The organism is Nocardia niwae NBRC 108934 = DSM 45340 (assembly GCF_001613465.1).
GTDB lineage: Bacteria > Actinomycetota > Actinomycetes > Mycobacteriales > Mycobacteriaceae > Nocardia > Nocardia niwae.
In genome coordinates this window covers 12,236-36,631 of record NZ_BDCK01000001.1, presented here as the reverse complement: position 1 = coordinate 36,631, position 24,396 = coordinate 12,236, and the positions used below count along the sequence as shown (strand labels likewise).

At 68.7% G+C, this 24,396-nt stretch carries 25 protein-coding genes; 11 read left to right on the top strand and 14 right to left on the bottom strand.

All coding sequences use genetic code 11. The features are described 5' to 3' along the window. Nucleotides 1-17: 17 nt before the first annotated feature. Nucleotides 18-1,016 carry an SMP-30/gluconolactonase/LRE family protein gene (locus NNI01S_RS00195; RefSeq protein WP_063016186.1) on the bottom strand — a complete coding sequence of 333 codons (999 nt, stop codon included), beginning with the start codon at nucleotides 1,014-1,016 and terminating at the stop codon, nucleotides 18-20. Nucleotides 1,017-1,139: 123 nt separating this feature from the next. Here NNI01S_RS00195 and NNI01S_RS00190 point away from each other — a divergent pair, with 123 nt between their 5' ends. Continuing rightward, a complete protein-coding gene (locus tag NNI01S_RS00190; RefSeq protein ID WP_174554338.1) occupies nucleotides 1,140-1,592 on the top strand; it encodes a MarR family winged helix-turn-helix transcriptional regulator in 453 nt (150 codons plus the stop codon). Here the strand turns inward: NNI01S_RS00190 and NNI01S_RS00185 are convergent. Beyond that, entirely contained in the window at nucleotides 1,504-2,139 is a 636-nt protein-coding gene (locus NNI01S_RS00185) for an MFS transporter (protein ID WP_063016184.1), read from the bottom strand. The two genes, NNI01S_RS00190 and NNI01S_RS00185, sit on opposite strands and share 89 nt — an antisense overlap. 139 nt (nucleotides 2,140-2,278) lie before the next feature. Between NNI01S_RS00185 and NNI01S_RS00180 the strand changes: the two genes are divergently transcribed. The 3 genes from NNI01S_RS00180 (at nucleotide 2,279) to NNI01S_RS00170 (ending at nucleotide 4,947) form a co-directional block, all read left to right on the top strand. Continuing rightward, nucleotides 2,279-3,085 carry an HAD-IIA family hydrolase gene (locus NNI01S_RS00180; RefSeq protein WP_063016182.1) on the top strand — a complete coding sequence of 269 codons (807 nt, stop codon included), beginning with the start codon at nucleotides 2,279-2,281 and terminating at the stop codon, nucleotides 3,083-3,085. 324 nt (nucleotides 3,086-3,409) lie between these two features. After that, nucleotides 3,410-4,042 (top strand): TetR/AcrR family transcriptional regulator, encoded by a 633-nt coding sequence (locus tag NNI01S_RS00175; RefSeq protein ID WP_245675918.1) that lies wholly within the window; start codon nucleotides 3,410-3,412, stop codon nucleotides 4,040-4,042. A gap of 47 nt (nucleotides 4,043-4,089) precedes the next feature. Further along, nucleotides 4,090-4,947 carry an alpha/beta hydrolase family protein gene (locus NNI01S_RS00170; protein WP_063016178.1) on the top strand — a complete coding sequence of 286 codons (858 nt, stop codon included), beginning with the start codon at nucleotides 4,090-4,092 and terminating at the stop codon, nucleotides 4,945-4,947. Nucleotides 4,948-5,008: 61 nt separating this feature from the next. On the opposite strand, the gene NNI01S_RS00165 is transcribed toward NNI01S_RS00170, so the two are convergent. Together NNI01S_RS00165 and NNI01S_RS00160 are read right to left on the bottom strand one after the other, a co-directional pair. Next, nucleotides 5,009-7,066, bottom strand: coding sequence for a prolyl oligopeptidase family serine peptidase (locus tag NNI01S_RS00165; RefSeq protein WP_063016176.1), 2,058 nt, complete (start codon nucleotides 7,064-7,066; stop codon nucleotides 5,009-5,011). Between the two features lie 33 nt (nucleotides 7,067-7,099). Beyond that, nucleotides 7,100-7,642, bottom strand: coding sequence for an AMIN-like domain-containing (lipo)protein (locus NNI01S_RS00160; protein WP_063016300.1), 543 nt, complete (start codon nucleotides 7,640-7,642; stop codon nucleotides 7,100-7,102). 224 nt (nucleotides 7,643-7,866) lie between these two features. Here NNI01S_RS00160 and NNI01S_RS00155 point away from each other — a divergent pair, with 224 nt between their 5' ends. The 3 genes from NNI01S_RS00155 (at nucleotide 7,867) to NNI01S_RS00145 (ending at nucleotide 11,290) form a co-directional block, all read left to right on the top strand. After that, nucleotides 7,867-8,841: a dipeptidase gene (locus tag NNI01S_RS00155; protein ID WP_063016173.1), complete on the top strand. Its 975-nt coding sequence runs from the start codon at nucleotides 7,867-7,869 to the stop codon at nucleotides 8,839-8,841. Between the two features lie 212 nt (nucleotides 8,842-9,053). Further along, on the top strand, nucleotides 9,054-10,457 hold the full coding sequence (lpdA, locus tag NNI01S_RS00150; protein WP_063016171.1) for a dihydrolipoyl dehydrogenase: 1,404 nt from the start codon (nucleotides 9,054-9,056) through the stop codon (nucleotides 10,455-10,457). 125 nt (nucleotides 10,458-10,582) lie between these two features. After that, a complete protein-coding gene (locus tag NNI01S_RS00145; RefSeq protein ID WP_063016169.1) occupies nucleotides 10,583-11,290 on the top strand; it encodes a polysaccharide deacetylase family protein in 708 nt (235 codons plus the stop codon). Between the two features lie 100 nt (nucleotides 11,291-11,390). Here NNI01S_RS00145 and NNI01S_RS00140 read toward each other — a convergent pair whose 3' ends face one another. Continuing rightward, entirely contained in the window at nucleotides 11,391-11,819 is a 429-nt protein-coding gene (locus NNI01S_RS00140; protein WP_063016167.1) for a PPOX class F420-dependent oxidoreductase, read from the bottom strand. Nucleotides 11,820-11,865: 46 nt separating this feature from the next. Then, nucleotides 11,866-12,264, bottom strand: a complete 399-nt coding sequence (locus NNI01S_RS00135; protein WP_063016298.1) for a winged helix-turn-helix transcriptional regulator — start codon at nucleotides 12,262-12,264, stop codon at nucleotides 11,866-11,868. A gap of 95 nt (nucleotides 12,265-12,359) precedes the next feature. Here NNI01S_RS00135 and NNI01S_RS00130 point away from each other — a divergent pair, with 95 nt between their 5' ends. Further along, nucleotides 12,360-13,208: an SDR family oxidoreductase gene (locus NNI01S_RS00130; RefSeq protein WP_063016165.1), complete on the top strand. Its 849-nt coding sequence runs from the start codon at nucleotides 12,360-12,362 to the stop codon at nucleotides 13,206-13,208. 264 nt (nucleotides 13,209-13,472) lie between these two features. Here NNI01S_RS00130 and NNI01S_RS00125 read toward each other — a convergent pair whose 3' ends face one another. Next, a complete protein-coding gene (locus NNI01S_RS00125; protein WP_063016163.1) occupies nucleotides 13,473-13,850 on the bottom strand; it encodes a VOC family protein in 378 nt (125 codons plus the stop codon). Nucleotides 13,851-13,971: 121 nt separating this feature from the next. On the opposite strand from NNI01S_RS00125, the gene NNI01S_RS00120 reads away from it, so the two are divergent. Continuing rightward, nucleotides 13,972-14,754 (top strand): TetR/AcrR family transcriptional regulator C-terminal domain-containing protein, encoded by a 783-nt coding sequence (locus NNI01S_RS00120; RefSeq protein WP_063016161.1) that lies wholly within the window; start codon nucleotides 13,972-13,974, stop codon nucleotides 14,752-14,754. Here NNI01S_RS00120 and NNI01S_RS00115 read toward each other — a convergent pair. Next, complete coding sequence (locus NNI01S_RS00115) at nucleotides 14,751-15,284, bottom strand: carboxymuconolactone decarboxylase family protein (protein WP_084488341.1); 534 nt, start codon at nucleotides 15,282-15,284, stop codon at nucleotides 14,751-14,753. The two genes, NNI01S_RS00120 and NNI01S_RS00115, sit on opposite strands and share 4 nt — an antisense overlap. 209 nt (nucleotides 15,285-15,493) lie before the next feature. Between NNI01S_RS00115 and NNI01S_RS00110 the strand changes: the two genes are divergently transcribed. After that, nucleotides 15,494-16,366 (top strand): hypothetical protein, encoded by an 873-nt coding sequence (locus tag NNI01S_RS00110; RefSeq protein ID WP_063016159.1) that lies wholly within the window; start codon nucleotides 15,494-15,496, stop codon nucleotides 16,364-16,366. A 4-nt stretch (nucleotides 16,367-16,370) separates the two neighbouring features. On the opposite strand, the gene NNI01S_RS00105 is transcribed toward NNI01S_RS00110, so the two are convergent. The 6 genes from NNI01S_RS00105 to urtA all read right to left on the bottom strand — a co-directional run bounded on the left by NNI01S_RS00105 (nucleotide 16,371) and on the right by urtA (nucleotide 22,106). Further along, nucleotides 16,371-17,072 carry a GntR family transcriptional regulator gene (locus tag NNI01S_RS00105; protein WP_063016156.1) on the bottom strand — a complete coding sequence of 234 codons (702 nt, stop codon included), beginning with the start codon at nucleotides 17,070-17,072 and terminating at the stop codon, nucleotides 16,371-16,373. 8 nt (nucleotides 17,073-17,080) lie between these two features. Then, nucleotides 17,081-17,773 (bottom strand): urea ABC transporter ATP-binding subunit UrtE, encoded by a 693-nt coding sequence (gene urtE, locus NNI01S_RS00100; protein ID WP_063016154.1) that lies wholly within the window; start codon nucleotides 17,771-17,773, stop codon nucleotides 17,081-17,083. Continuing rightward, nucleotides 17,766-18,620, bottom strand: a complete 855-nt coding sequence (gene urtD / locus NNI01S_RS00095) for an urea ABC transporter ATP-binding protein UrtD (protein WP_063016152.1) — start codon at nucleotides 18,618-18,620, stop codon at nucleotides 17,766-17,768. Before urtD ends, urtE begins: the two co-directional genes overlap by 8 nt. After that, entirely contained in the window at nucleotides 18,617-19,759 is a 1,143-nt protein-coding gene (gene urtC / locus NNI01S_RS00090; protein ID WP_063016150.1) for an urea ABC transporter permease subunit UrtC, read from the bottom strand. The genes urtD and urtC overlap by 4 nt, the downstream gene beginning before the upstream one ends. Beyond that, the gene (urtB, locus tag NNI01S_RS00085) at nucleotides 19,756-20,640 is read right to left on the bottom strand and encodes an urea ABC transporter permease subunit UrtB (RefSeq protein WP_063016148.1); all 885 of its coding nucleotides are present in this window, start codon (nucleotides 20,638-20,640) and stop codon (nucleotides 19,756-19,758) included. The genes urtC and urtB overlap by 4 nt, the downstream gene beginning before the upstream one ends. Before the next feature lie 191 nt (nucleotides 20,641-20,831). After that, nucleotides 20,832-22,106, bottom strand: coding sequence for an urea ABC transporter substrate-binding protein (gene urtA, locus NNI01S_RS00080; protein ID WP_063016146.1), 1,275 nt, complete (start codon nucleotides 22,104-22,106; stop codon nucleotides 20,832-20,834). 375 nt (nucleotides 22,107-22,481) lie between these two features. Between urtA and NNI01S_RS00075 the strand changes: the two genes are divergently transcribed. Then, complete coding sequence (locus tag NNI01S_RS00075) at nucleotides 22,482-24,311, top strand: acyl-CoA dehydrogenase (protein ID WP_063016294.1); 1,830 nt, start codon at nucleotides 22,482-22,484, stop codon at nucleotides 24,309-24,311. Nucleotides 24,312-24,396: the final 85 nt, after the last annotated feature.

The following is a 24,396-nucleotide window of genomic DNA, read 5'->3' as shown; positions in this document are numbered from 1 at the left end:
CTTCCGGCGTTCGGGGGTCAGATTCCGTCGAGGGTGACGACGGTGAACGGCGTCTTCGGGGTGCCCGGGCTCATCGGGCCGCCCTTGTCGAACTGGGAGGAGACGATCAGGGTTCGGTCACCGGCGCGGGCCAGGGTCGTCGGGATGGCGAGCGCCTCGTCGCTGCGCCGCTCGGCCAGCGTCGCGGTGGCGCCGTCGTCGGACACGGTCCAGCGGCTGATCTGGTTGGTGGTGTTGTGTGCGGCCCACAGGACGCCGTCGCGCAGGTCGAGCCCGTCGCCCTGCCGGAGATCGCCGCCGCTCAGCGTGACCTTGCCGATCGGGTTCGCCCCCGGCGTCAGCGCGATCCGGTACAGGTCGCCGCGCGGCATGTCGACGGTGAGCAGATAGCGCCCTGCCGGATCGGCGACGATGCCGTTGAGGCTGAAGCCGCCCGGCTCGATCGGCGGCAGCGCGGCGCGCAGGTCGAACTGCGGGGTCAGCTCCCCGCGCCCGCCTCGGGCTCTGGCGGCGGCCAGCTGGTCCGGGGTGACGCGATAGACGACCGCCCGCGTGCTGTCGGTCAGATACGCCGTACCGTCCGGGGTGAGGGCGAGATCGTTCACGAAGCGGGGATCGCTTCCCGGCACGGTGAAGTCGGCGAGCAGGGCGCGGGTCGCGATGTCGTACACGGCGACGCCGGTGGTCGAGTCGGTCACCCACAGCCGGCCCGCGGCGTCGACCTTCAAGCCGTTGGCGGTCTTGTGGTTGTTGGCGCCCTCGGGCAGGAAGATCTCGGCTCGCCGGGCGTCCGGGGCCGCTCGATAGACGGCGCCGGTGGTGTACGAGCCGACATAGACGTCCCCGGTGCGTGCGTCGACCGCGATGCCTTCGGGGTATGCGCGGTCGCCGGGAAGTTCGTATGCGGTGTGGACGGCGGTGCTGGGCGCGCCACCGGCGCCGCAGGCCGCGAGTGTGACGCAGGCGCTCGCGGCGGCCAGGCTCGACAGCAGGCGGCGGGGGAGTGCGTAGGGCATCGACTTACCTCTTCGAGTCCGTTCGATCTAATGCATTCGCATCTAAGAACGGCCATGAATTTATGTTAGAACTCTAATATCAGTCAAGGTTCAAATGGTGAGACGCACGGATACCATGCGGTTATGACGTCGCTGCCCGCCGCCGAACGGATCGGCTCGTATCTCAAACGTGCCGAGCAGTCCCTCAACACGGCCAAGAACGCCGCGTTGAAACCGGCGGGCGTCACCGTGCCGCAGTACGCCGCCCTGCTTTTCCTCGCGGAGAATCCCGGCATCTCGGCGGCCGCGCTGGCCCGGCTCTGCGGCGTCACCCCGCCGTCGATGAACACCGTGCTGAGCAATCTGCAGGACCGCGGGCTCATCGAGCGCACGCCGCACCCGTGGCACAAGAACGTCCTGGAGACCACATTGACCGACAGGGGCGCGGCGGTGATGCGTGACGCGGACGCCCGCGCGGTCCGCGTCGAGCGGGCGCTCGCCGAGGAGTTCACCGACGCCGAACGGGCCACGTTGCAGGAGTTGTTGACGCGATGCGCGGACCGGCTGGACTCGATCCGTCCCGGCCCTGCCGCCTAGCGGATTGCCGAGGCGGCGCGACTCGGGGTCGCGCCGCTCGCGGATCGGGTCGGGCGGGAACCGGAAGCGCGGTGGGAGACTTGGTCTTTCCGAGCGCGAGCGCGAGCGCCAGGCCGGCGATGAGCGTGGAGGCCAACGGCAGCCACGCGCCGCCGTGTGAATCCGGCACGGTCGCGCCGATGATCGACCCGAGGCCCGCGCCGAGATAGATGGCCGATCCGTTCAGGCCGAGGGCGACGGTGGGTGCGTCGTGGGCGATGCCGAAGAGGCGATGCTGCTGCGGGACCAGGATCGCCGAACCGAACAGCCCGGTGACGGCGAGCACGACGAACACCGCCCACGCGGCATGGATGGCCACGCCGGGCAGCGCCAGGCCGACCAGCGCGCCCGCGAGCCCCACCGTCAGGGTGCGGCGCGGGCCGTAGCGGTCGACCGCCCGCCCGGCCTGCGCATTGCCGATCACCTGGCCGATGCCCATGGCCAGCAGCAACCAGGCGATCATGCTCTGTGGCACGGAGGTCGCGACCACGACCGGCAGGTAGACCATCCAGCGGCCGCTTCGCGGTAAGCCGCCGCGCCGCGACCGGCTCGCGCCGCGATCATCGTGCCGCCCGCCCCGGGGGCGAGGTGGTCTCGGTGATGTCGGTCGGCGTGCCCGGCGGGCGGGCCGGTCGTACGCTGAAGCCATGCCTGACCGCGGTCGGATCAGAGGCGTGCTCTACGACATCGACGGCGTCCTGGTGACCTCCTGGCGGGAGATCGAGGGCGCCGCCGCCGCGGTGCGCCGGATCGGTGCGAGCGGGCTGCGCCGCGCCTTCCTGACCAACACCACCTCACGTACCTGCGCCGAGATCGCGGAACGCCTGTGCGGCACGGGTATCGAGGTCGAGCAGGCCGAGATCGTCACCGCCGCAAGGCTCACCGCCGAGTTCGTGCGCGGCCGCTACCCCGATGCCGTGGTCTGGGTGCTCAACCACGGCGACATCACGGCGGACCTCACCGGTCTGACGCTCGACGACGGTCATCCCGACGTGGTCGTGATCGGCGGTGCTGGACCGGAATTCGATCACGCCGCACTGAGCCGGGTGGTGGAACTGATGCTGGACGGCGTGCCCGTCGTCGCGATGCACAGCGGACTGACCTGGGCGACAGCGGATGGGCTGCGCATCGACGCGGGCGCCTACCTGCCCGGCCTGGAGGCGGCGGGCAACTCGCGCATCGAGGTGGTCGGCAAGCCCGCCGCGCCCGGTTTCCGCACCGCCGCGGCGTTGATGCGGCTCGACCCGGCGGAGGTCTTGATGATCGGTGACGATCTGTCTTCGGATGTGCTTGCGGCGCAAGACGCCGGGTTGACCGGCGTACTGGTGCGCACCGGTAAATTCCGGCCGGAGGTGCTGGCGTCGGCCGACCGCGCGCCCGATCACGTTATCGATTCCGTGGCCGCGCTGCCGGAATTGCTGGCCCGGCAAGCGGGTCGGGCGAACCTGCCGTAACCGACGAATCGGAATGAAACAAAAAATTCTACAGTTTCCCTCTAAAATTGCCCGCAATCGCAACGCATCTGGGTATCGTCTGTTTCGGCAAATAGCCAGTGACAAGGAATGTCTCACGGACAGATCGGAGTTGCCGGATGCTCGATTCGCTGATGAGCGTGCTTGTGCGCAAACTACTATGGTCGCCGGGCTTCGGCTCGGCGACCGATCAATGAGGTAGCAACTGCTCAGCCAACTTTCGGCTAACGTGATGTCGGTCGAGGGTTGTAACGAAGGGCCCGATCCGTGACGATGAGTTCGGGCCCTTCTGTATTGTCTGCCCCAATGTCACAGGATGCGAATACGGGTCGAATGTATGCCGGGCAACCCGTGGAGGACCGGCAGCGTCAGCGGCGTGCGCGTTTTCTGGAGTCAGGCCTGACGGTCTTCGCGCGGGACGGCTACGCCAATAGTTCGGTCGGCGCCATCTGCAAGGACGCCGGACTCTCCTCGCGGCAGTTCTACGAGGAGTTCACCGGTCGCGAGTCCCTGCTCCTAGAGCTGTACGAGCAGATCGACCGGGAGTCGCGGGACGCGGTGAAGAAGGCGTTGGACGCGAAGACCGGCGCGAAGGCGCTGGACGTCATCGACGCCGCCGTCCGCGCCTACGTCGAATCGATCGGATCCGATCCGCGCAAGGCGCGCGTCGCCCTGGTGGAAGTGGTCGGCGCGGGCCCGAAGGTGGAGAAATTCCGCCTCGCGGTGCGCCGGGAGTGGGGTTCGCTGCTGGCCGGCGCCGCCGAGGATGCCGCGCTGCACGGTGAGATACCCGCGGGCGACTACGAGATGCGGATGCTCGCCATCATCGGCGGCGTCAACTACGTGGTGGACTCCTGGAGCGGCGCGGAGCCGCGCCCGCCGCTCGACGACGTCATCCGGGTGCTGAGCAGGGTGATCATCGGCGCGGTTCGCGCCTAGCGTCCCGGTCCGCCGGATCGGAGCGTCGAGCGCGGTAACGTGCGGGGATGCAGACAGTTCCGATCCAGATGCCGGACGGCACCACGGTCCCGGTGCGGTTGATCCCGGCCGAGGGCGCGCACCGGCACCCGGTCACCCCGGATACGCCGCGCCCGGTGCTGGTCATCGTGCCCGGCCTCGGCGTGCCCGCGGGCTACTACGAACTGTTCGGCGCGGGCCTGGCGGCGCGGGGGTTCGACGTGGCCATCGGCGAGCTGCGCGGCAACGGCGACAGCAGGCCGAAGCCGAGTTCCGCCAGCACGTACGGCTACCACGAGCTGGTCTCGGTGGACTTCCCGGCGATCTTCGAGGTGGTCCGCGAGCAGTTCCCGGACAGCACGCCGTATCTGCTCGGGCACAGCATGGGCGGCCAGCTCGGCGTCATGTACGCCGCGCGCATCCGCGGCAGGCTCGGCGGGCTCGTCCTGGTCGCGTCCGGCACCCCGTATTACCGCGGCTACCGCGGACTTTCGGGTCCGGGCATGCTGGTCGGCACCACGGCGATCTCGCTGACGGCCAACCTGGCCGGCTTCTGGCCCGGCGACCGGGTCTCGATGGGTTTCGGCCGCCAGTCCAAGGTGCTGATCTCCGACTGGGCCCGGCTGGCCCGCACCGGCCGGTTCGTCCCGGTCGGCGCGGACATCGACTACGAGGAGCGCATCGCGCGGCTGAAACTTCCGGTGCTGTCCATCACGATGACCGGAGACGACCTCACCCCGCCCAGCTCCGCCGAGCACCTGCTGGAGAAGCTGCCCAACGCCGAGGTGACGCGCTGGCGCCAACCCGAACCGCTGGGGCACAACGGCTGGATCCGCCAGCACGCCAGCACCGTGGACCAGATCGAGAAGTGGCTGCGCGACCGGTGAGCGGGCCTCCGCTGTGGCCGCGCGCCGCTGAGGACGGATCGCGTCCGGCGGCGACCGTTCGTCAGGGGCGGCGTTCGATCAGCATCTGGGTGAAGAACTCGTAGATCAGCGCCGCCTGGAAAGCCGACTGCTTGTTGTCGGCCGCACCGCCGTGGCCGCCCTCGATGTTCTCGTGGTACCAGAACTCGTGGCCCTGTTCCTCCAGCAGCGCGGCCATCTTGCGGGCGTGGCCGGGGTGCACACGGTCGTCCCTGGTGGAGGTGGTGAGCAGGATCGGCGGGTAGGCGCGGTCGGCGCGAGCGTTCTGGTAGGGCGAGTACTTGCCGATGTACTCCCAGTCCTCCGGCTTGTCGGGGTCGCCGTACTCGGCCATCCAGGACGCCCCCGCGAGCAGCAAGTGGTAGCGCTTCATGTCCAGCAGCGGCACCTGGCAGACGATCGCGCCGAACAATTCGGGGTAGCGGGTCAGCATGACGCCCATGAGCAGTCCGCCGTTGCTGCCCCCGACCGCCCCGAGCTGGTCCGCGGTGGTGATACCGCGCGCGACCAGGTCCTTCGCGATCGAGGAGAAGTCCTCGTACACCTTGTACCGGTTGGCCTTCTGCACCGAGGTGTGCCACTGCGGCCCGTACTCGCCGCCGCCGCGGATGTTGGTCATCACCCAGGTTCCGCCGCGCTCCAGCCACCCCATGCCCGACGCGCCGCTGTAGGCCGGGGTGCGCGACACCTCGAAACCGCCGTAGCCGGACATCACCGTCGGTCCCGGGACGTCCTGACGGTCGCGATGGCGCAGCACGAAGTACGGCACCTGTGTACCGTCGTCGGACGTGGCGAAGAACTGCTCGGTCACTACGCCGTCGGCGTCGAAGAACCCGGGCTCCTGCTTGAGCCGCTCGGTGCGCCCGCCGACCGCGCTGGCCAGCAGCGTCGCCGGAGTGGTGAACCCGCTCGTGTTCAGCATGAACTCGTCGCCGCTCTCCAGCGGGTCGAGATTCAGGACGCTGGTGGTGGCCATCGGCGGGGTGTCGGCCAGCGGCTCGCGGCGCCAGCCTTCCGGGCCGGGGGTCAGCACGTAGAGCTTGGTCTGCACGTCTTCGAGCGTGACCAGCAACAGGTGGTTCTCGGTCCAGCCGTAGCCGTGCAGCGAGGTGTGCGCGTCCGGAGTGAAGAGGACCTCGAAATCGCGGGCGCCGGCCAGGAACTTCTCGAAGTCGGCGGCCAGCAGCGCGCCCGCGGGGTAACTCGCGCCGCCGATCTCCCACGGCGACTTCAGCCGCACCAGCAGCCAGTCCTTGTACCAGGATTCACTGGCGTCGCTGGGGATGTCCAGGTACCGGAGCGTGCCGTCGGCTTCCAGCAGGTAGACCTCTTCGTTGAAGAAGTCGGTGGCGCGGCCGACGTAGTGCCGTTCGTAACCCGGCGTGCGGTCGTAGCCCGCCGAGACCGCGACATCGCCGCTCTCGCCCTCGAAAACGGTGACCGCCTCGGTCAGGGCGGTGCCGCGACGCCAGCGTTTCGCGATCCGCGGATACCCCGAATCGGTCAGCGAGCCGGGGCCGAAGTCGGTGCCCACATACACCGAGTCGATGTCGATCCAGCGGATCTCCGACTTCGCCTCGGGCAGGAAGAAGCCGCCGTCGGCCGGGTCGAGGAACACCCTGCGCTCCAGGTCGAATTCGCGGACCACCTTCGCGTCCGCACCACCCCGCGACAGGCTGATCAGCGCGCGGGACTGTTCCGGGCGCAGCACCGCCGCCCCGCCCCAGACCCAGTTCTCGTCCTCGGCGGCGGCCACCGCGTCCAGGTCGATCAGCACGTCCCAGTCCGGCGCGTCCTCGGCGTATTCGGCGAGGGTGGTGCGCCGCCAGAGGCCGCGCGGATGCTCGGCGTCGCGCCAGAAGTTGTACAGCCAGCGGCCGCGCCGCGCCGGGTAGGCGATCTTGGCGTCGGTGTCGAGCATGTCGAGGATGCGACGCTCCAGCTCGCGGAAGCGATCGGAGTCGGCGAACCTGGCATGCGCGACCGCGTTGTGCGCGCGCGCCCAGTCGAGGGCGCGCTCGTCGGTCACTTCTTCCAGCCAGAGGTGGGGGTCGGTCACATTCCGCTCAACGCCGCTCATCCCCACATTGTGGCCGAGCGGCGCGGCGCGGGTTTACCAGGTGTGCGCTACGTCGACGACGACGCGCGATCCGCCCCCCGGTCCGGGGAGGGTGGATACCTGGAACGGCAACCGGGCGCGCGTGCCCGCGCCGATCGTGGTCTGGCCTTCGAAGGAGCCCGCCCAGGCCACTTGGCGGAAGGTCCGGTAGTCCCGCACGTCGGCGAGCTCGGCCCGGTTCGGCGGGTTGTAGGTGGAGGAGAACGCGTCGTCGTAGGCGGGGGCGTTGAGGCTGATGCTCAGGAACGCTCCGCCACGCAGCGGCACGAGCGCTCCGGAGCCGTCCATGACGACCCGCTCGACGTAGCCGGCGTGATAGCCGGTCACCGGTCCGGCGATGTCGAACACCAGGCGGTCGAAGCAGTCGTGCCGGCCGGCGCGGACTCCGGTCAGCGGTGCGAGCGATCGGGCTTGGCTCGTCTTGGGGATCGAGCCCCAACCGGACGCGCACGCCGGGGCGGCGGAGGCCGGAGCGGGCGCGATCCAGAGACCGGCGAATGTCACGAGGGAAAACAACAGCAGAAGCAAGCGACGCATGGTCGCACCGCCTTCGGGGGCACGGGAGGATTGATGTACTTCATGCATCGGTCCAGGTGGGCGCCCTGTTACCGTCGATAATGGCGAAAAGTGTTGGCCGGTGCGGCAACTCGTTCGCTACGCGAAGCCCTCCGGTCGCTCGCCGTTCGCCGCGGACCGATGCTCGCTCCGCGCGGACAGTAGGATCGCTGCTGGTGAGGCCGATCCGACCAGGAGGTTCGAGGTTGCCACCCTTCCTCTGGGAGCAGCACTGCTGTCTGCCGCTGACACCCGCCGCCCGCATCGGCGACCTCGCGCGCTACCCGGCCGGATCGTACTTGTCGGTGAACGTCGGATACTCCCGGCAGTCGACCGCCGATTCGCTGGCGCTGCTGGCCCGATTCCGGCGAGACGCCATGGCGGACAGCCGGTTTCATCTGGTCGACAGCGCCGACGACATCGGAGCGCCCGACACCATCGCGCTCGCGTTCGACCTGGAGGACTCCGGCCCGCTCGGTGGTGATCTGGACAACGTCGCGCGCTTCGCCGAGCTCGGCGTGCGGTCGCTGCTGCCCACCTACAACCACGCCAACGCCGCGGGCTGCGGATGCCTGGACGCCGAGGACACCGGGCTCACCGGATACGGACGCGACCTCGTCCACGCGCTCAACGAAGCAGGCGTGTTCGCCGACGGCTCGCACTGCTCCCGGCGCACCGGACTGGAACTGGCCGAACTGAGCGTCGTCCCGATGATCTACAGCCACTCCAATTTCGCCGCGCTCTGGGACCACCCGCGCAACATCACCGACGACCAGGCGCGCGCCTGCGCCGCCACCGGCGGCGTGATCGGCATCAACGGCGTCGGCATCTTCCTCGGCCGCAACGCGGCGGAGGAGCGCGCCGAGCGGATCGCGGCGATGGCGCGGCACATCGAGTACGGCGCGGAACTCGTCGGCATCGAGCACATCGGAATCGGCTCGGACTACTCCTTCGACGCCGAGGACTTCAACGCCGAGATGGCGAACAATCCGGGCGCCTTCTCCGAGGCATACACCAGATACGGTCCCCTGCACTGGGTCCCGCCGGAGGACCTGACCGGCGCCAGCGACGTCCCCGGCCTCGACGAGGCCCTCACCGTCCGCGGCTTCACCCCCGCCGACCGGGCCGCGGTCTTCGGCGAGAACTTCCGCCGCGTCGCCCGCCGGGTCTGGCGCGGCTGACCTCCGGCCGCGGGAGGTGCTCGCGTTCGCCGCGGCGATGTGCCGTTCGCGGGTTTCATGCGAGGCGGAACGGCTGTTCAGGCGGCATGTTAGGGCCGTCTGGGTGGGGTGTTGTTCCCGGTCGGGGGAAGGTCGGTATGCGGTGTGGTCCACGCCTCACAGTTGTGGGGTACGGGTGCGTGAAGTTTGCGCTGCGGAGTTAGGCTCGGGGCGTGACTTCCCACTACGATGTCGTCGTTCTCGGTGCTGGTCCCGGCGGATACGTCGCCGCGATCCGCGCCGCTCAACTCGGCCTGCGAACAGCGATCGTCGAGCAGAAATACTGGGGTGGTGTGTGCCTGAACGTGGGCTGCATCCCGTCCAAGGCGCTGCTGCGCAACGCCGAGCTCGCCCACATCTTCACCAAGGAGGCGAAGACCTTCGGCATCTCCGGTGAGGTGAACTTCGACTTCGGGGTCGCCTTCGACCGCAGCCGCAAGGTCGCCGACGGCCGAGTCAAGGGCGTCCACTTCCTGATGAAGAAGAACAAGATCGACGAGTTCGACGGCAAGGGCACCTTCACCGGCCCGAACTCGCTGTCGGTCGAACTCGGCAAGGGCGGCACCGAGACGATCACGTTCGACAACGCGATCATCGCGGCGGGCACCGTCACCAAGCTGCTGCCCGGCACCCGGCTCAGCGCCAACGTGGTCACCTACGAGGAGCAGATCCTCACCCGTGACCTGCCCGGCTCGATCCTCATCGTCGGCGCGGGCGCGATCGGCATGGAGTTCGGCTACGTCCTGAAGAACTACGGCGTCGACGTGCGCATCGTCGAGTTCCTCGACCGCGCGCTGCCGAACGAGGACGCGGACGTCTCCAAGGAGATCACCAAGCAGTACAAGAAGCTCGGCATCACCATCACCACCGGTGCGGCCGTGCAGTCCATCGAGGACGACGGCGCCAAGGTCACGGTCGCGATCAAGGACAACAAGACCGGCTCGGTGGAGACCGTCACCGTCGACAAGGTGCTGCAGGCCGTCGGCTTCGCCCCGCGCGTCGACGGCTACGGCCTGGAGACCACCGGCGTGGTGGTCACCGACCGTGGCGCGATCGGCATCGACGACTACATGCGCACCAACGTGCCGCACATCTACGCGATCGGCGACGTCACCGGCAAGCTGCAGCTCGCGCACGTCGCGGAGGCGCAGGGCGTGGTCGCCGCCGAGACCATCGCGGGTGCGGAGACCGTCACGCTCGGCGACTACCGGATGATGCCGCGCGCCACCTTCTGTCAGCCGCAGGTCGCAAGCTTCGGCCTGACCGAGCAGCAGGCCCGCGACGAGGGCTACGACGTGAAGGTCGCGACCTTCCCGTTCACCGCCAACGGCAAGGCGCACGGGCTCGGCGACCCGACCGGTTTCGTCAAGCTCATCGCCGACGCCGAGTACGGCGAACTGATCGGCGGGCACCTCATCGGCCCGGATGTCTCCGAGCTGCTGCCCGAACTCACCCTCGCGCAGAAGTGGGATCTGACGGTCAACGAGCTGACCCGGAACGTGCACACCCACCCGACGCTCAGCGAGGCCCTCCAGGAAGCCTTCCACGGCCTGGCCGGACACATGATCAACTTCTGATCCGTCGCGGGAAAGGGCGTGCGGTCACCGATCGCGCGCCCTTTTCGTCTGCCCGGCAAGGGTTTCCGCGCCGGTAGGGTCGTCGGCGGTCGGCGCGGTCGCCGACGGTCTGCTATACAGCGTGCATGCTTCGCAGGTGGCTGATCGGAAGTGTGCCGGTGCTCGTCGTGGTGGTGCTGCTGGGGATGGGCACCTTCTACCTGACGAAGGCGCGCACCTTCCAGTTGGCCGGTCACGTCGTCAGCAGGGTCGACACCGACGCCAGGGTGGTAGCGCTGACTCTGGACGACGGGCCGACCGACCGGGCCCCCGAAGTGCTGCGAGTCCTCGCCGAGGCGCAGGTTCCGGCCACGTTCTACCTGAACGGGCGTGATCTCGCCGCGCACCCGGAATACGGCAGGGCGATCGCCGCGGCGGGCCACGAGATCGGCAACCACACCTATTCGCATCGCCGGATGGTTCTCGTGACGCCCGGTACGGTTCGGGACGAGGTGGAGCGCACCGACGCCGAGATCATGCGGACCGGCTACGTCGGCCCCATCACCTTCCGCCCGCCGTACGGCAAGAAGTTGTGGGTGCTGCCGCACTACTTGGCCGAGCACGACCGCGTCACCGTCACGTGGGACGTGGAGCCCGACTCGGGCAAGGCGGGCGCGACGGCGGACGACATCGTCGCCGAGACCCTCGGCAAGGTCCGTCCGGGCTCGATCGTCCTGCTGCACGTCATGCACGGGAACGCCGCGCCGTCGATCGCCGCGATCCCGCGCATCGTCGCCGAATTACGCTCCGCGGGCTATCAATTCGTCACGGTCTCCGATCTGATGGCGCGCTGATCCGCCGGCGCCGAGCGGCTCACCGCAGGGGCTTCGGGCAGTGCCCGCTCGCAGACCTCGGATGACTCGGTCCGGCCGGTCGGAGCGCGGAATCGTCCGGCTAACCGGCGGCCGGGAGCATCCCGTACGCGTGCGTCGGCGTGAACAGCACCAAGGCGCGACGATCGGCGACCATCGCGGCGCGGTACTCGTCCCAATCGGGGTGCTCGCCATTGGCGGTGCGGTAATAGTCGACGAGCGCGTCGACGGTGGGGTCGTCGGGCGCCGCGGCGACCGGGGTGAGTTCCACCGTGCCTTCGAGCACGGCATACGCGAAGAAGTCCGCGCGGGTCACGTGCAGTGCCGCCCACGGGTCGCGGACGAGGTTGTGATATTTCGCGCGGTCGGCGGTGATCGAGACACGGATGCGGCCGTCGGCGCCGACGACGTGCAGCACGTTGGACAGTTGCGGGCGGCCGTTGCGGCGGATCGTGGTGAGCACGGACCTGTGGTGATCGCGGGCGAAATCGACTGCGGCGGCGAGTTCCATGCCCGTGTAACCCGTGGCGCGGCGGGTCTCTTCCCGTCGCGGCCGGTCAGTCGCGGTGGTAGGCCGCCTGCGCCTCCCGCACGCGGGGCATGTTGGTCTCCAGCACCTGGATCAGCGCCTCGAGGTGTGCGGCCACCTCGGCGCCCAGCTCCGTGAGGGTGTATTCCACGCGCGGCGGAATCGTCTCCTGCACCTCGCGATGCACCATGCCGTCGCGTTCCAGCGCTTGCAGGGTCTGCGACAGCATGCGCTCGCTCACACCGTCGACCCGCCTGCGCAGTGCGCTGAACCGGTATGGGCCTTCGCGTAGCGCGACCAGCGCCAAGGTGCCCCAGCGGCTGGCCACATTCTGCAGGACCGGTCGCGACGTGCAGTTCCGTGCGAAGACGTCGGCTTCCAGCGTGGGGTCGTCGGCTTCGGCCGAGACGGTGCGCTGGGTGGTCATGCCCGCCATGGTACCGAACTTGACCGCAGTGGCGGCGGAATGCATAGTGCTTACTAATAGTTAGTACTATGTAATTCGCACCTTGGGAGGTAATCATGACCATCGCCGTCACCGGAGCCAGCGGGCAGCTGGGCCGACAAGTGGTGGAGGAGTTGTTGCGCGCGGGGTCGACGCCCGTCGCGATCGTGCGCGATCCGCGGAAAGTGGCCGATCTGGCCGAACGGGGCGTGGACGTCCGGCAGGCCCCCTACGACGACCCGGCCGCGCTGGAGCGCGCCCTCGACGGCGTCGACCGGGTGCTGTTGATCTCGGGCAACGAGTTCGGCGCGCGAGTAGCTCAGCACACCAATGTCATTCGCGCGGCCGAACGCGCCGGGGTGGAACTGCTCGCCTACACCAGCATTCCGAACGCGGCCGACAATCCGCTGATCCTCGCTCAGGAACACAAGGCCACCGAGGCTGTGCTCGCCCGATCATCTGTGCCGCACGTCTTGCTGCGCAACGGCTGGTACTGGGAGAACTACGTGGGCGGTCTTGCGCACGCGGTGGAGTCGGGCGTGTTGCACGGAGCTGCGGGCGAGGGGCGCGTGGCGGGCGCGGCACGCGCCGACTACGCCGAAGCGGCCGCCCGGGTGCTTACCAGCGATGGTCACGCTGGCCGGGCGTACGAACTCGGTGGCGGCGAGCGACTCACCTACGCCGAACTGGCACAGGTGATTTCGGAGGCCTCGGGCAAGCCGGTGCGCTACGAGAACCTGCCCGAAGCGGACTACGCCGCAGCCCTGAGCCGGGCCGGGCTGCCCGACGCCTACGCGAAGGCGCTCGCCGACGCCGACGCGGGCATCGCCACCGGCATCCTGGATGTGCGGTCGGGCGACCTGGAGAAATTGCTCGGGCGACCGGCTACCCCGGCGGTCGAGGTCTTCCGCGCGGCACTCGCCTGAACCCTTCCAGCGGCTTTTGTCAGATGGCGCCCACGGTGATGGGCCAGGTGCGGTGACTTCGTCACGCGTGCCCGGCCCATCACCGCTCGACTGATATCAGTGCCGTGCTCCGTGGCCCGAGTTCGGAAGTCAGCGTCCCTGGCGCACCGCGTCGCTGGTTCGGACGCCAACGTGCCCGGCGCACCTCAACCACGTCTTTCGAGCGAAGCGAGACCGAGCATCCGCGAACACGCCGCGACGCAGTCGCGGCAAATCCAACACAGCTCACACCCACTGCACCAACTGGATGATGATTCCGTTCGGGTCACGCATCTGGAAGTAGCGCTCGCCCCACTCCTCGGTCTCGATGGGCGTCACGATCGGCACACCCTCGCCTTGCAGCCGGGCGTACTCGGCGTCGATGTCGTCGACGACGAAGACGACGAGCAGGCCTTCGCCCGCGCTGCCCGCCGCGCTCTTCGGTTTGAAACTCGCCAGCCCGGTGCGCAGGTAGATGACGTTCAGTCCGGCGTCGGCGCGATCCAGCGAGACGAACCCGTCGGCCGACATCTTCTCCTCGAAGCCGAGGTGGTCGATGAGGAACTTCGCCGAGGCGGCCGGGTCGGGGACGTTGAGCGAGATGGCGGAAGCGGTGATGTTCATGGACCCTCCTCGGTCTCTGTACTAAGTACACTGTACTTTGTAGAGCAAAAGGCGACGGTTGGCACTATGAACTGCGTCACATCGATACCATCGGTGCCGAGAGGTAGTGGAGGAGACGGCAATGGGACAGCCCAAGGAGCGCAGCGGCGCGGGTGACCCGGTGCGCACACTGGAGTTGCTGTGGCGGGCGCCAGGCGAGCCGGGCAGCGGCCGAGGCCCGAGACAGCGCAGCAGCGTCGAGGAGGTCGTGGCCGCCGCGATCGAGATCGCCGACGCGGAGGGCATCGCAGCGCTCACGATGCGCGCGGTGGCCAACCGGCTCGGTCTGACGCCGATGGCCACCTACACCTACGTGCCGGGAAAGGCCGAGCTGATCGACCTGATGCTGGACACGGTGTACGCCCAGATGGAGCGCGGGGACCTCAGCGGCCTGCCATGGCGTGAGCGGGTCGCCGGGATCGCGGCCGAGAACCGCGCCATGCTGACCCGGCACCCGTGGGTGGCGTATCTGCCCACCACCCGGCCGCCGCTCGGCCCCGGTCTCGCCGCCAAATACGACCACGAGCTGGCCGCGTTCGCGGACCTGGGGTTGGACGACGTCGCCATGGACGCCGCCCTCACGTTCGTGCTCGGCTTCGTCACCTCCGTCGCCCGCATCGCCATCGACAGCGCGCGGGCGGCGGCGGATAGCGCCATGTCCGACGGACAGTGGTGGGAACGGGCCGCGCCGGTTCTCGCGCGGGTCTTCGACGCCGAGCGCTACCCGCTGGCCGCGCGCGTCGGCACCACGGCGGGCCAGGCGCACGACGCCGCCTACAGCGCCGAGCACGCCTACGAGTTCGGCTTGGCGCTGGTGCTGGACGGGTTGGCGCGCCGCATCGAGGGGGCGTCCGCCGGCGCCTAGACGCCGTCGCGCTGGATACGCAGGGCGGTGATGGTCGTGGCCAGACCGTCGTATTGATTGATGAGCAGCACGATTTCGATCAAGCTGCGCTCGTCGTAATGCTTCGCCAGCTCGGCCCAGGTGTCGTCGTCGAGATCGCGCGTCTCGACCAGCCGGTCCACCGCGGCCAGCAGCGCGCGATGCTTGTCCGACCAGCCTGCCGCTGCCGGGCCCGTGCGCAGCCGCTCGAGGATCTCGCTCGTCACCCCGGCGCGCCGGCCGAGCCGGATGTGATGGTCCATCTCGTAATCGCAGCCGCGCAGATGCGCGACGCGGATGATGACCAGTTCCGACTCGTGCCGGGGCAGCCGCCCGCCCGGCATGAGTTTGCCCGAGTAGTGCAGCCAGCCGCGGAACAGCCCCCTGGTACGGCCGAGCGTGCTGAACAAGTGGGCGTCGCCGGTGCCCGCGGCGCGGGAAAGCACCTGCCAGACAACCCAGTTGAGCGGGCCGAGTTCCCGGAGCCGTCCGGGTGAGATGCGTGGTTGCAGCGCTGAAACCATGCCGGTTGCCACCTCCGCGTGGTCTGTGCGGCCGGCGTCGGTGCCGACCGAGAGAGAGCCTACTTGGCAGTATCCCGTGAAGCGCGCCACCATTCTTTTGCTTTCGGAGTGGTTTTCGGCGGGGTACCCCGTCATCATCAGTACCGGTGCTGGTCACCGTGGCGTCAGGTGTGGACAACAGGTCGGCAGGGGAATAGATGCTGGTGAGGATCAGGCCCGGAGCGGAGCTTTCCGGCGCCGAGCGGGAATTCGTCGCGTGCCTGCGGTCGTATCCGACGACCGGCCTCGCCGTGGTGGATATCGAGGCGGACAACCGGCGCGTCGACGCGGTGGTGTGGACCCCTCGGGGCCTGACCGTGCTGGAAGTGCACGGATTCCAGCGCAGGCAGAGCGGCATTCTGAGCACACCGGCCGAAGGGCCGTGGAAGATCAGCGACGCGCCCGTGGAATTGGACGACCCGGAGTCCGGCAGCCCCGCCGAGCGCGTGGAACACGGCATGTACGCGGTCAAGCACATGCTCCAGCGGGCGTTGCAGGACCCGGGGCACATCAGCGGCGCCGTGGTGCTCGTCCCGTTCCGCGGCGCGGTGGTACGCCCGGCGCGCACGAATCTGCGTCCGGGCCTGGATGTGGTCGTCGGAAACGTCACCGACGCGACCGAACTGCGTATCTACCTGGAGGGATTCTCCGCGGGACCGCGTGACTGGACCGCGGACCGGGTGATCGGGGCGTGCGGCGCGCTCGGTCTGGCGGAGCTCACCCCTTCCCGCGCGGAACTGCTGGAAGCGGGGTTCGAGGAGCACGCGCCGGAGCCCGTCAGCACCATCGCCCGCACACCGAAGCCGCGCGTCGAACCGACACCCGGCGTCGCGACGAGAAGTCATGCCTACGCGGGGTGGTCGGTCGTCGTCATCGCCGTGGTCGGGGTCCTGTTCGTGCTCGGCGTGATCGCCACCGCGCTCGCGCACGACTCCGCGCAGCCGATCCCGGCGACCGGCACGACGAGCCCGACTCCGTCGCCGCCCGCGTACCGGCCCACCCAGTGCTTCCCCTTCCAGCAGAATTGCTGAGCGGTCAATCCCGCACGGCGCGGCCCAGTTTGGTCAGGCGCAGAGCGTGCTCCGCGCGGGCCAGCACGTGCGTGCGCGAGGTGGTGATGTGGGCGGTGAGCGTGTCCAGCGCCACGTCCACCGCACCGGACACCAGGTGCTCGGCGACCGCGATGTGCTCGGCGGTCATTCTGGCGATCCGTTCCGGCGTCGGCATGTCCAGCGTGCGCACCGGGCGCACCCGGACGTGCACGGCGGTGAGCGCGTCGGCGAGCGCGGCGTTGCCCGCGGCCGCGAGCAAGGTGGTGTGGAACCGCTCGTCGGCGGCCACCAGCGCGGTGCCCGGTGCGGGCGGGTCGTCGCGCAGTGCGCGCCAGGTGTCGAGTTCCGCGCGCACGAGATCCAGATCGTGCGCGGGCGCCGCGCCCGGCGGCCCCACGCGTTGCATTCCCCTGGCCTCCAGGACGAGCCGCAACTCGTAGAGGTGATCGAGTTCGTCGAGCCTGGGCCGGTACGGATACAGGCCGTCGGCGAGACGCTCGACCAGACCGTCGGCCTGCAAGCGGGCCAACGCCTCGCGCACCGGGGTGCGCGACATCCCGTACGCCTCGGCGAGGCGTTCTTCCCGGAGCCGTTCGGTCGGCACGATGGCTCCGGTGGCCAGATCCCGGCGCAACGAGTCGTAGACCTGATCGCGCAACGGAATACGGCCCCTGTGGCGGGCCACGGCGGCGCTCAGATCGCCATCGCCGAGCGGACGTCGCTCTCGGCGCCCGCCCCGCCCGCGCCCGTAGCGGTCACCCGGCCGGATCGCAGCACGTAGTAACGCTGCGCCGCCTGCAACGCGAAGCCGATGTGCTGTTCGACCAGCAGCACGCTCAATCCGCCGCGCCGGGTGAGATCGATGATGGTGCGCTCGATCTCGGCGACCACCGACGGCTGGATGCCTTCGGTCGGCTCGTCCAGGATGAGCAGCTTCGGCTCGGTGATCAGCGCCCGCGCGATGGCCAGTTGCTGGCGCTGCCCGCCGGACAGCAGACCCGCCTTGCGCGTCAGCAGCTCGCGCAGCGCCGGGAACAGGTCGAGCGATTCGTCGATCAGCGCCTTGCTGCGTTTGCGGCCGTCCGCGACCACCTGGAGGTTCTCCGCGGTGGTCAGTTGCGGGAAACTCTGCTGCCCTTGCGGCACGTACGCGATCCCGCGGCGCACCCGCCGCGACGGCGACAGTTTGGTGACGGTCTCGCCGTCGAACTCGATCCGGCCCGACTTCGTGCCGATCAGGCCGACGGCGGTGCGCAGCAACGTGGTCTTCCCAGCGCCGTTGTGTCCCATGATGGCGACCACGCTGTCGTCCGGGACGGTCACCGAGACGCCGTGGATCACCTCGGTGCGGCCGTAGCCGGAGTGGATATCGGTGAGTTCAAGCATCGCTGTTCCCTTTCCGGGGTGCGTCCGGGCTCGGGGCGCTCGACGCGTCCTCCAGCTCGGTTCCGACGGCCGCGGCGGTGCCGAGGTAGACCTCCTGCACTTTCGGGTCCGCCTGGACCTGTGCGACGGTTCCCTCGCTGAGCACCTTGCCGCCGGCCAGGACGGTGACCGAGGTGGCGAAGGCGCGCATGAAATCCATGTCGTGCTCGACCACCACGACCACCCGGTCGCCGCCGATCCGGCGCAGCAGATTCCCGGTCTCCTCCCGCTCCTCGGCGCTCATCCCGGCCACCGGTTCGTCCAGCAGCAGCACCGACGCGTTCTGCACCAGGAGCATGCCGATCTCGAGCCATTGCTTCTGCCCATGCGCGAGCACTCCGGCGGGCTTGTCCCGGAGATCGGTCAGACCGGTGGTCTCCAGCGCCTCCTCGATCGCCGGGAGCACGGATCCGCGGCGGCGCAGCATGGTGAGCGCGGAGCGGCCCGCGCCCGCGGCGATGTCGAGGTTCTGTAGCACGCTGAGCTGCTCGAATACGCTGGCGGTCTGGAACGTCCGCCCGACGCCGAGCCGGGCGATCCGGTGCACCTTCTGGCCGAGCAGTTCCACGCCGGTCTTCTGCGCCGACCCGGTTGCCGGGACCAGCCCGGTGATCGCGTCGATCAGTGTCGTCTTGCCCGCGCCGTTGGGACCGATGAGGAAGCGCAGATCGCCCTGCAACACCGTCAGGTCGACCTCGGTGACAGCCTTGAATCCGTCGAAACTCACCGACAGACCGCGAACCTCGAGGTACTCGCTGGACATTCCGGCGTTGCCGCCGAGTTTCGGCTCGTGCGTCGTCTCGGTCATCGCGATTCCACCTTCTCCGTCGCGGGTTCGGGCAGCTTTTCGACCACCACCGTCGCGGTCGGCGCGGTTCGCCGGAACCGGTTGTCCAGCAGACCCTTCAGCAAAGGCCAGAGTCCGGCGAGGCCGGCCGGGACGAACCCGACCACCACGATGAACAGCACGCCCTGCAGATACGTCCATCCCGAGGGGAACTCCTCCGACAGCGCCGTCTGCGCCCACGCCACGCCGATCGCGCCGAGCACCGGCCCGAGCAGCGTGGTGCGTCCGCCGATCGCGACGCCGATCAAGAACGCGATGGAGGGGACCACGCCGATGTCCGCGGGGGAGATGATGCCGACGATCGGAGTGAACAGCGCGCCGGCGATGCCCGCGAAGATCGCGGCGACCACGTAGGCCACGATCTTGACGTTCGCCGGGTCGTATCCGAGGAAGCGCACCCGCTCCTCTTGGTCGCGCACCGCGACGAGCAACTCGCCGTAGCGGCTGTGCATCAGCTGTCGCACCAGCGCGACCACCACCAGCAGCGTGGCCGCGGCGAAGAAGAACAGCATGCGCCGGTTGACCGGGTCGGACAGCTTGAAGCCGAAGAATGCGCGGAAATCCGACAATCCGGTGAAGCCGCCGATGGCCTGCTGACCGGTCAGCAGGATGGCCAGCGCAGCGGCCAGCGCCTGACTGAGGATGGCGAAATAGGCGCCCTTCACGCGGCGCTTGAAGACGCCGTAGCCGAGCGCCGCGGCGACCAGCGCGGGCAGCACGAGGATGCCGAGCAGCGCGACCGGAGCCGACGCGAACGGCTGCCAGAACGACGGCAACTCGCGAATGCCCGCGATCTCCATGAACTCCGGCACGTCGTTGCCCAGCCGGGCGGCGTCGGCCATCTGCAGGTGCATGGCCATGATGTAGGCGCCGATGCCGAAGAACACCCCTTGACCCAGGGTGAGCATTCCGCCTCGGCCCCAGGCCAATCCGATGCCGACGGCGACGATCGCGAAGCACAGGAACTTCGCAAGCAGGTTGAGCCGGAAATCGCTGAGCACGGCAGGCGCGACCGCGAACAACAGGACGGCGGCGACGGCGAATCCGGCGAGCGCGCTCAGCGTGGAGTGCGCGCGCCACCGCTGGGCGAGCGTGGTCATGCGAGGCTCCTTGTCCGGACGGTGAACAGGCCCTGCGGGCGAACCTGCAGGAAGATCACGATGGCGACGAAGACGATGACCTTCGCGATGGACGCGGTGGTCGAGTACTCGATGTAGGAATTGAGCAGGCCCAGCGCGAATGCCGCGATCACCGTGCCTTTGATCTGGCCCAGCCCGCCGATCACCACCACCAGGAACGCATCGATCAGGTAGCTCTGACCGATGGTCGGGCTGGTCGAGCCGATCAGGGTGAGCGCGACACCGGCCACGCCCGCCAGACCCGAACCGACGAAGAACGTGCTGATATCGGTGAAACGGCTGGACACGCCCGAGGTTTCGGCCAGGCCGCGATTCTGCACCACCGCGCGAATCCGGCGGCCAAGCGGCGTCGCCTTGAGGACGGCGGCCAGCGCGGTCACCGCGACCACCGCCAGGACGAGGATGAAGATGCGCGTCTTCGGCACCACCGCGCCCAGGATCGTGACGCCCCCGCTGAGCCACTCCGGCGCGACGACGTTCTTGGCGGGCGCGCCGAAGATGTCGCGCGCCAGCTGTTGCAGCACCAGCCCGACACCGAAGGTGACCAGCAGGGTGTCCAACGGCCGGTCGTACATCCAGCGGATCAGGCCCATCTCCAACGCGGCGCCGAGCACGCCGCCGACGAGGAAGCCGATCAGCAGTGACACGACGAGCGAGACGCCCGCCGACGAGATGACCTTCTGCACAACGTAGGTCGTGTAACAGCCGGCCATGATGAACTCGCCGTGCGCCATGTTGATCACGCCCATCTGCCCGAAGGTCAGGGACAGGCCGAGTGCGGCGAGCAAGAGGATAGATCCCAGACTCAGCCCGGTGAAGAGCTGTCCGATCACAACATCCATGGGGAGGCTCCTGTGTTGGATTTGCCGCGCCTTCGCGCGGCGTGTTCGGGGCCCCGGGGTGCCCGTGTTGCCTGACGATGTTTCCGCCTGTCCGATGCTGCCCGCGGCCCCCCTCATTACGCTCCGCGTGACCGCCGAGACGACCGGGTCGCTCGGCGGTCACCGGTAGCTGGGCCGCGGACAGCCGCGGACTACTTCAGGCCCTTGGCCCAGTCGTAGGACTTCAGGTAGGGGTCCGGCGTCACGGCCTTGCCGGAGTCCCAGACGGTGTAGATCAGTCCGTCGGGACGGATCTCGCCGATGCGAGCGGTCTTGGTGATGTGATGGTTGGCGCCGTCGATGGTGACCAGGCCCTCGGGTGCTTCGAAGCTGACGCCGTCGGCGGCGGCCTGGATGTCCTCCACCTTGAACGATTTGGCCTTTTCGACGGTGTTCTTCCACAGGTAGACCGACGCGTAGGCGGCTTCCATCGGGTCCGAGGTCGGCTTGTCGGCGCCGAAGGCGGCCTTGTAGTCGGCGACGAACTTCTTGTTCACCGGGGTGTCGACGGTCTGGTAGTAGTTCCAGGCGGTGAGCTGCCCGGCGATGTGCTGGGCGCCGATGCCCGCGACCTCTTCCTCGGCGATGGACACCGAGACCACCGGCATCTCGGCGGCCTTCAGGCCCGCGTTGCTGTACTCGCGGAAGAACGCCACGTTGGAGTCGCCGTTCAAGGTGTTGAACACCGCGCCCGCCTTGGCCGTGCGGACCTTGTTCACGATGGTGGAGAAGTCGGTGGAGCCGAGTGGGGTGTAGTCCTCTCCCTTGATCTCGATGCCGTTGGCGGCGGCGTACGCCTTGATCTCGCGATTGGCGGTCTGCGGGAAGACGTAGTCGCTGCCGACCAGGTAGAGGGAGGTGATGCCCTTCTGCTTCAGGTAGGCCAGCGCCGGGACGATCTGCTGGTTGGTGGTCGCGCCGGTGTAGAAGATGTTCTTGCTGTCCTCCAGGCCCTCGTACTGCACCGGGTAGTAGAGCAGCGAATTCAGGCTCTCGAACTTCGGCTTCATCGCCTTGCGGCTCGACGAGGTCCAGCCGCCGAACACCGCGGCCACGCAGTCGGCGCTGATCAGCTTCTCGGCCTTCTCCGCGAAGGTTTTCGGGTCCGAGGCGCCGTCCTCGAGCACCAGATCGATCTTCTTGCCGAGCACGCCGCCCGCGGCGTTGATCTGGTCGACGGCCAGCTTGGTGGAGTTGGCGACGGTGACCTCGGAGATCGCCATCGTGCCGGACAGCGAGTGCAGCGAACCGACCTTGATCGTGTCCTTCGACGTGTCGACGCAGGACGCGGCGCCCGAGCCGGTGGTCGAGGCGTCGTCCTTGGCGCCGCAGGCGGTCAGCAACAGGCCGGCGAGCGCGATCGCGGTGGGCACCGCCATCGCTCGCGCCAAACGCGGGGAGCGACGGGTGGCACGGAAATCTGGCATGGGGCGAACCCTCTCCTCATCAGGTGTTGCGGCGGCGTCGGCAAGGCGCCGCGTCGAACACCGCCGTCTTCGCCCCGGTCACGGCTGTAGACGGGGCTGTATACAACGGCTGTATTCGTGATGCGAACGGTAGACAGGAGTTGTTGCGCCGGAATATCTCTCGATGACAAGTCCGTTTCGTCTGTTTCACTCGTGTGAACGTTTTCCGTAAACGTGCGGTGAACGGTTGTGAGGTTCTGGCAAACGCGCTGGCCAGGGTGGATCTGGCTACGGTTGCGTAGCGTCGCCGCGATGCGGCACGCTTCGACTCGTACGACGTCTGAACCGTCCCACATGCCGCGGCGGCGAACCGCGGACCGAGTCGAGGAGGACAAGGTGGGCCACTACAAGGCGAACCTGCGGGATATCGAATTCAACCTGTTCGAGGTACTCGAACTGGACAAGCTCCTCGACACCGGCGCCTACGGAGACCTCGATTCCGACACCGTCCGGGAGATCTTGGCGGAGGTCCAGCGGCTCGCCGAGGGGCCGGTGGCGGACTCCTTCGCCGCGGCCGACCGCGATCCGGTCGCCTACGACGCGGCCACCTTCTCGATCGCCGTTCCGGAGCCGCTGCGCAAGACCGTCGCCGCGGTGCGCGAGGCGGGCTGGAGCAGGCTCGGCATGCCGGAGGGCATGGGCGGGACCCCGGCGCCGGCGGCGCTGGTCTGGGCGGTCGCCGAGATGCTCACCTGCGCCAATCCGTCGGCGTCGTTCTTCAACATGGGCCCGGTCATGGCGGCCGTGCTGTACAACGTGGGCACCGAGCAGCAGCGGCATTGGGCCACGCTCGGCTTCGACAAGGGCTGGCAGGGCACCATGGTGCTCACCGAGCCCGACGCCGGTTCCGACGTGGGCGCGGGCCGCACCAAGGCGATCCGCCAGGAGGACGGCTCCTGGCATATCGAGGGCGTCAAGCGGTTCATCTCCGGCGCGGAGGTCGGGGACACCGCGGAGAACGTCTTCCATCTGGTGCTGGCCCGGCCGGAGGGCGCCGGACCGGGCACCAAGGGGCTGTCGCTGTTCTACGTGCCGAAGTTCCTGTTCGACCACGAGACCTTGGAACTCGGCGAGCGCAACGGCGTGTACGTCACCGGGGTCGAGCACAAGATGGGCCTGAAGTCCTCGCCCACCTGCGAGCTGACGTTCGGCGGCCACGGCACCCCGGCCAAGGGCTGGCTGGTCGGCGAGGTGCACAACGGCATCGCGCAGATGTTCCAGGTGATCGAGAACGCCCGCATGATGGTCGGCGTCAAATCCTCCGGCACCTTGTCGACCGGTTACCTCAACGCGCTCGATTTCGCCAAGGAACGGGTGCAGGGCGCGGATCTGACCAAGATGACCGACAAGGCCGCGCCGCGCGTGACCATCGTTCGGCATCCGGACGTGCGTCGTTCGCTGGCCATGCAGAAGGCGTACGCGGAAGGCCTGCGCGCGGTCTACCTCTACACTGCCGCACATCAGAACGCTGATGTGGCGCAACTCGTCTCGGGCGCCGACCCGGAGCTGGCGCACCGGGTGGACGACCTGCTGCTGCCGATCGTCAAGGGCGTGGGCTCCGAGCGGGCCTACCAGTACCTGACCGAGTCGTTGCAGACCCTGGGCGGTTCCGGCTATCTGCAGGACTACCCGATCGAGCAGTACATCCGGGACGCGAAGATCGACTCGCTCTACGAGGGCACCACCGCCATCCAGGCGCAGGACTTCTTCTTCCGCAAGATCATTCGCGATCAGGGCGTGGCGCTCGGCCACCTCAACGCGCGGATCGCGGCGTTCCTGGACGCGAAGACCGGCCGGTTCGGCGCCGAGCGCGAATTGCTGCGCACGGCCGCGGAGGACGTGCAGGCGATGGCCGCCACGCTCACCGGTTACCTGATGGCCGCCCAGCAGGAGCCCGCCGAACTGTACAAGGTCGGCCTGGGTTCGGTGCGCTTCCTGCTCGCGGTCGGCGACCTGCTCATCGGCTGGCGGCTGCTGGTACAGGCGGAGATCGCGGCCGCCGCCCTGGCCGCCGACGCCTCGGAGAAGGATCGCGCCTTCTACGCCGGAAAGGTCGCCGTCGCCGGCTTCTTCGCCAAGAACGTGCTGCCCACCCTGACCGCGGTTCGCGGGATCATCGCCGCGCTCGACAACGACATCATGAACTTGGACGAGGCTGCGTTCTGACTGCCGGGCCATGGCATGGGGCGGGTGATGTCGATCGCGGCGTGGTGGACAGCAGGTGGGCGCTGGGGCCGGACCGAACTTCGCG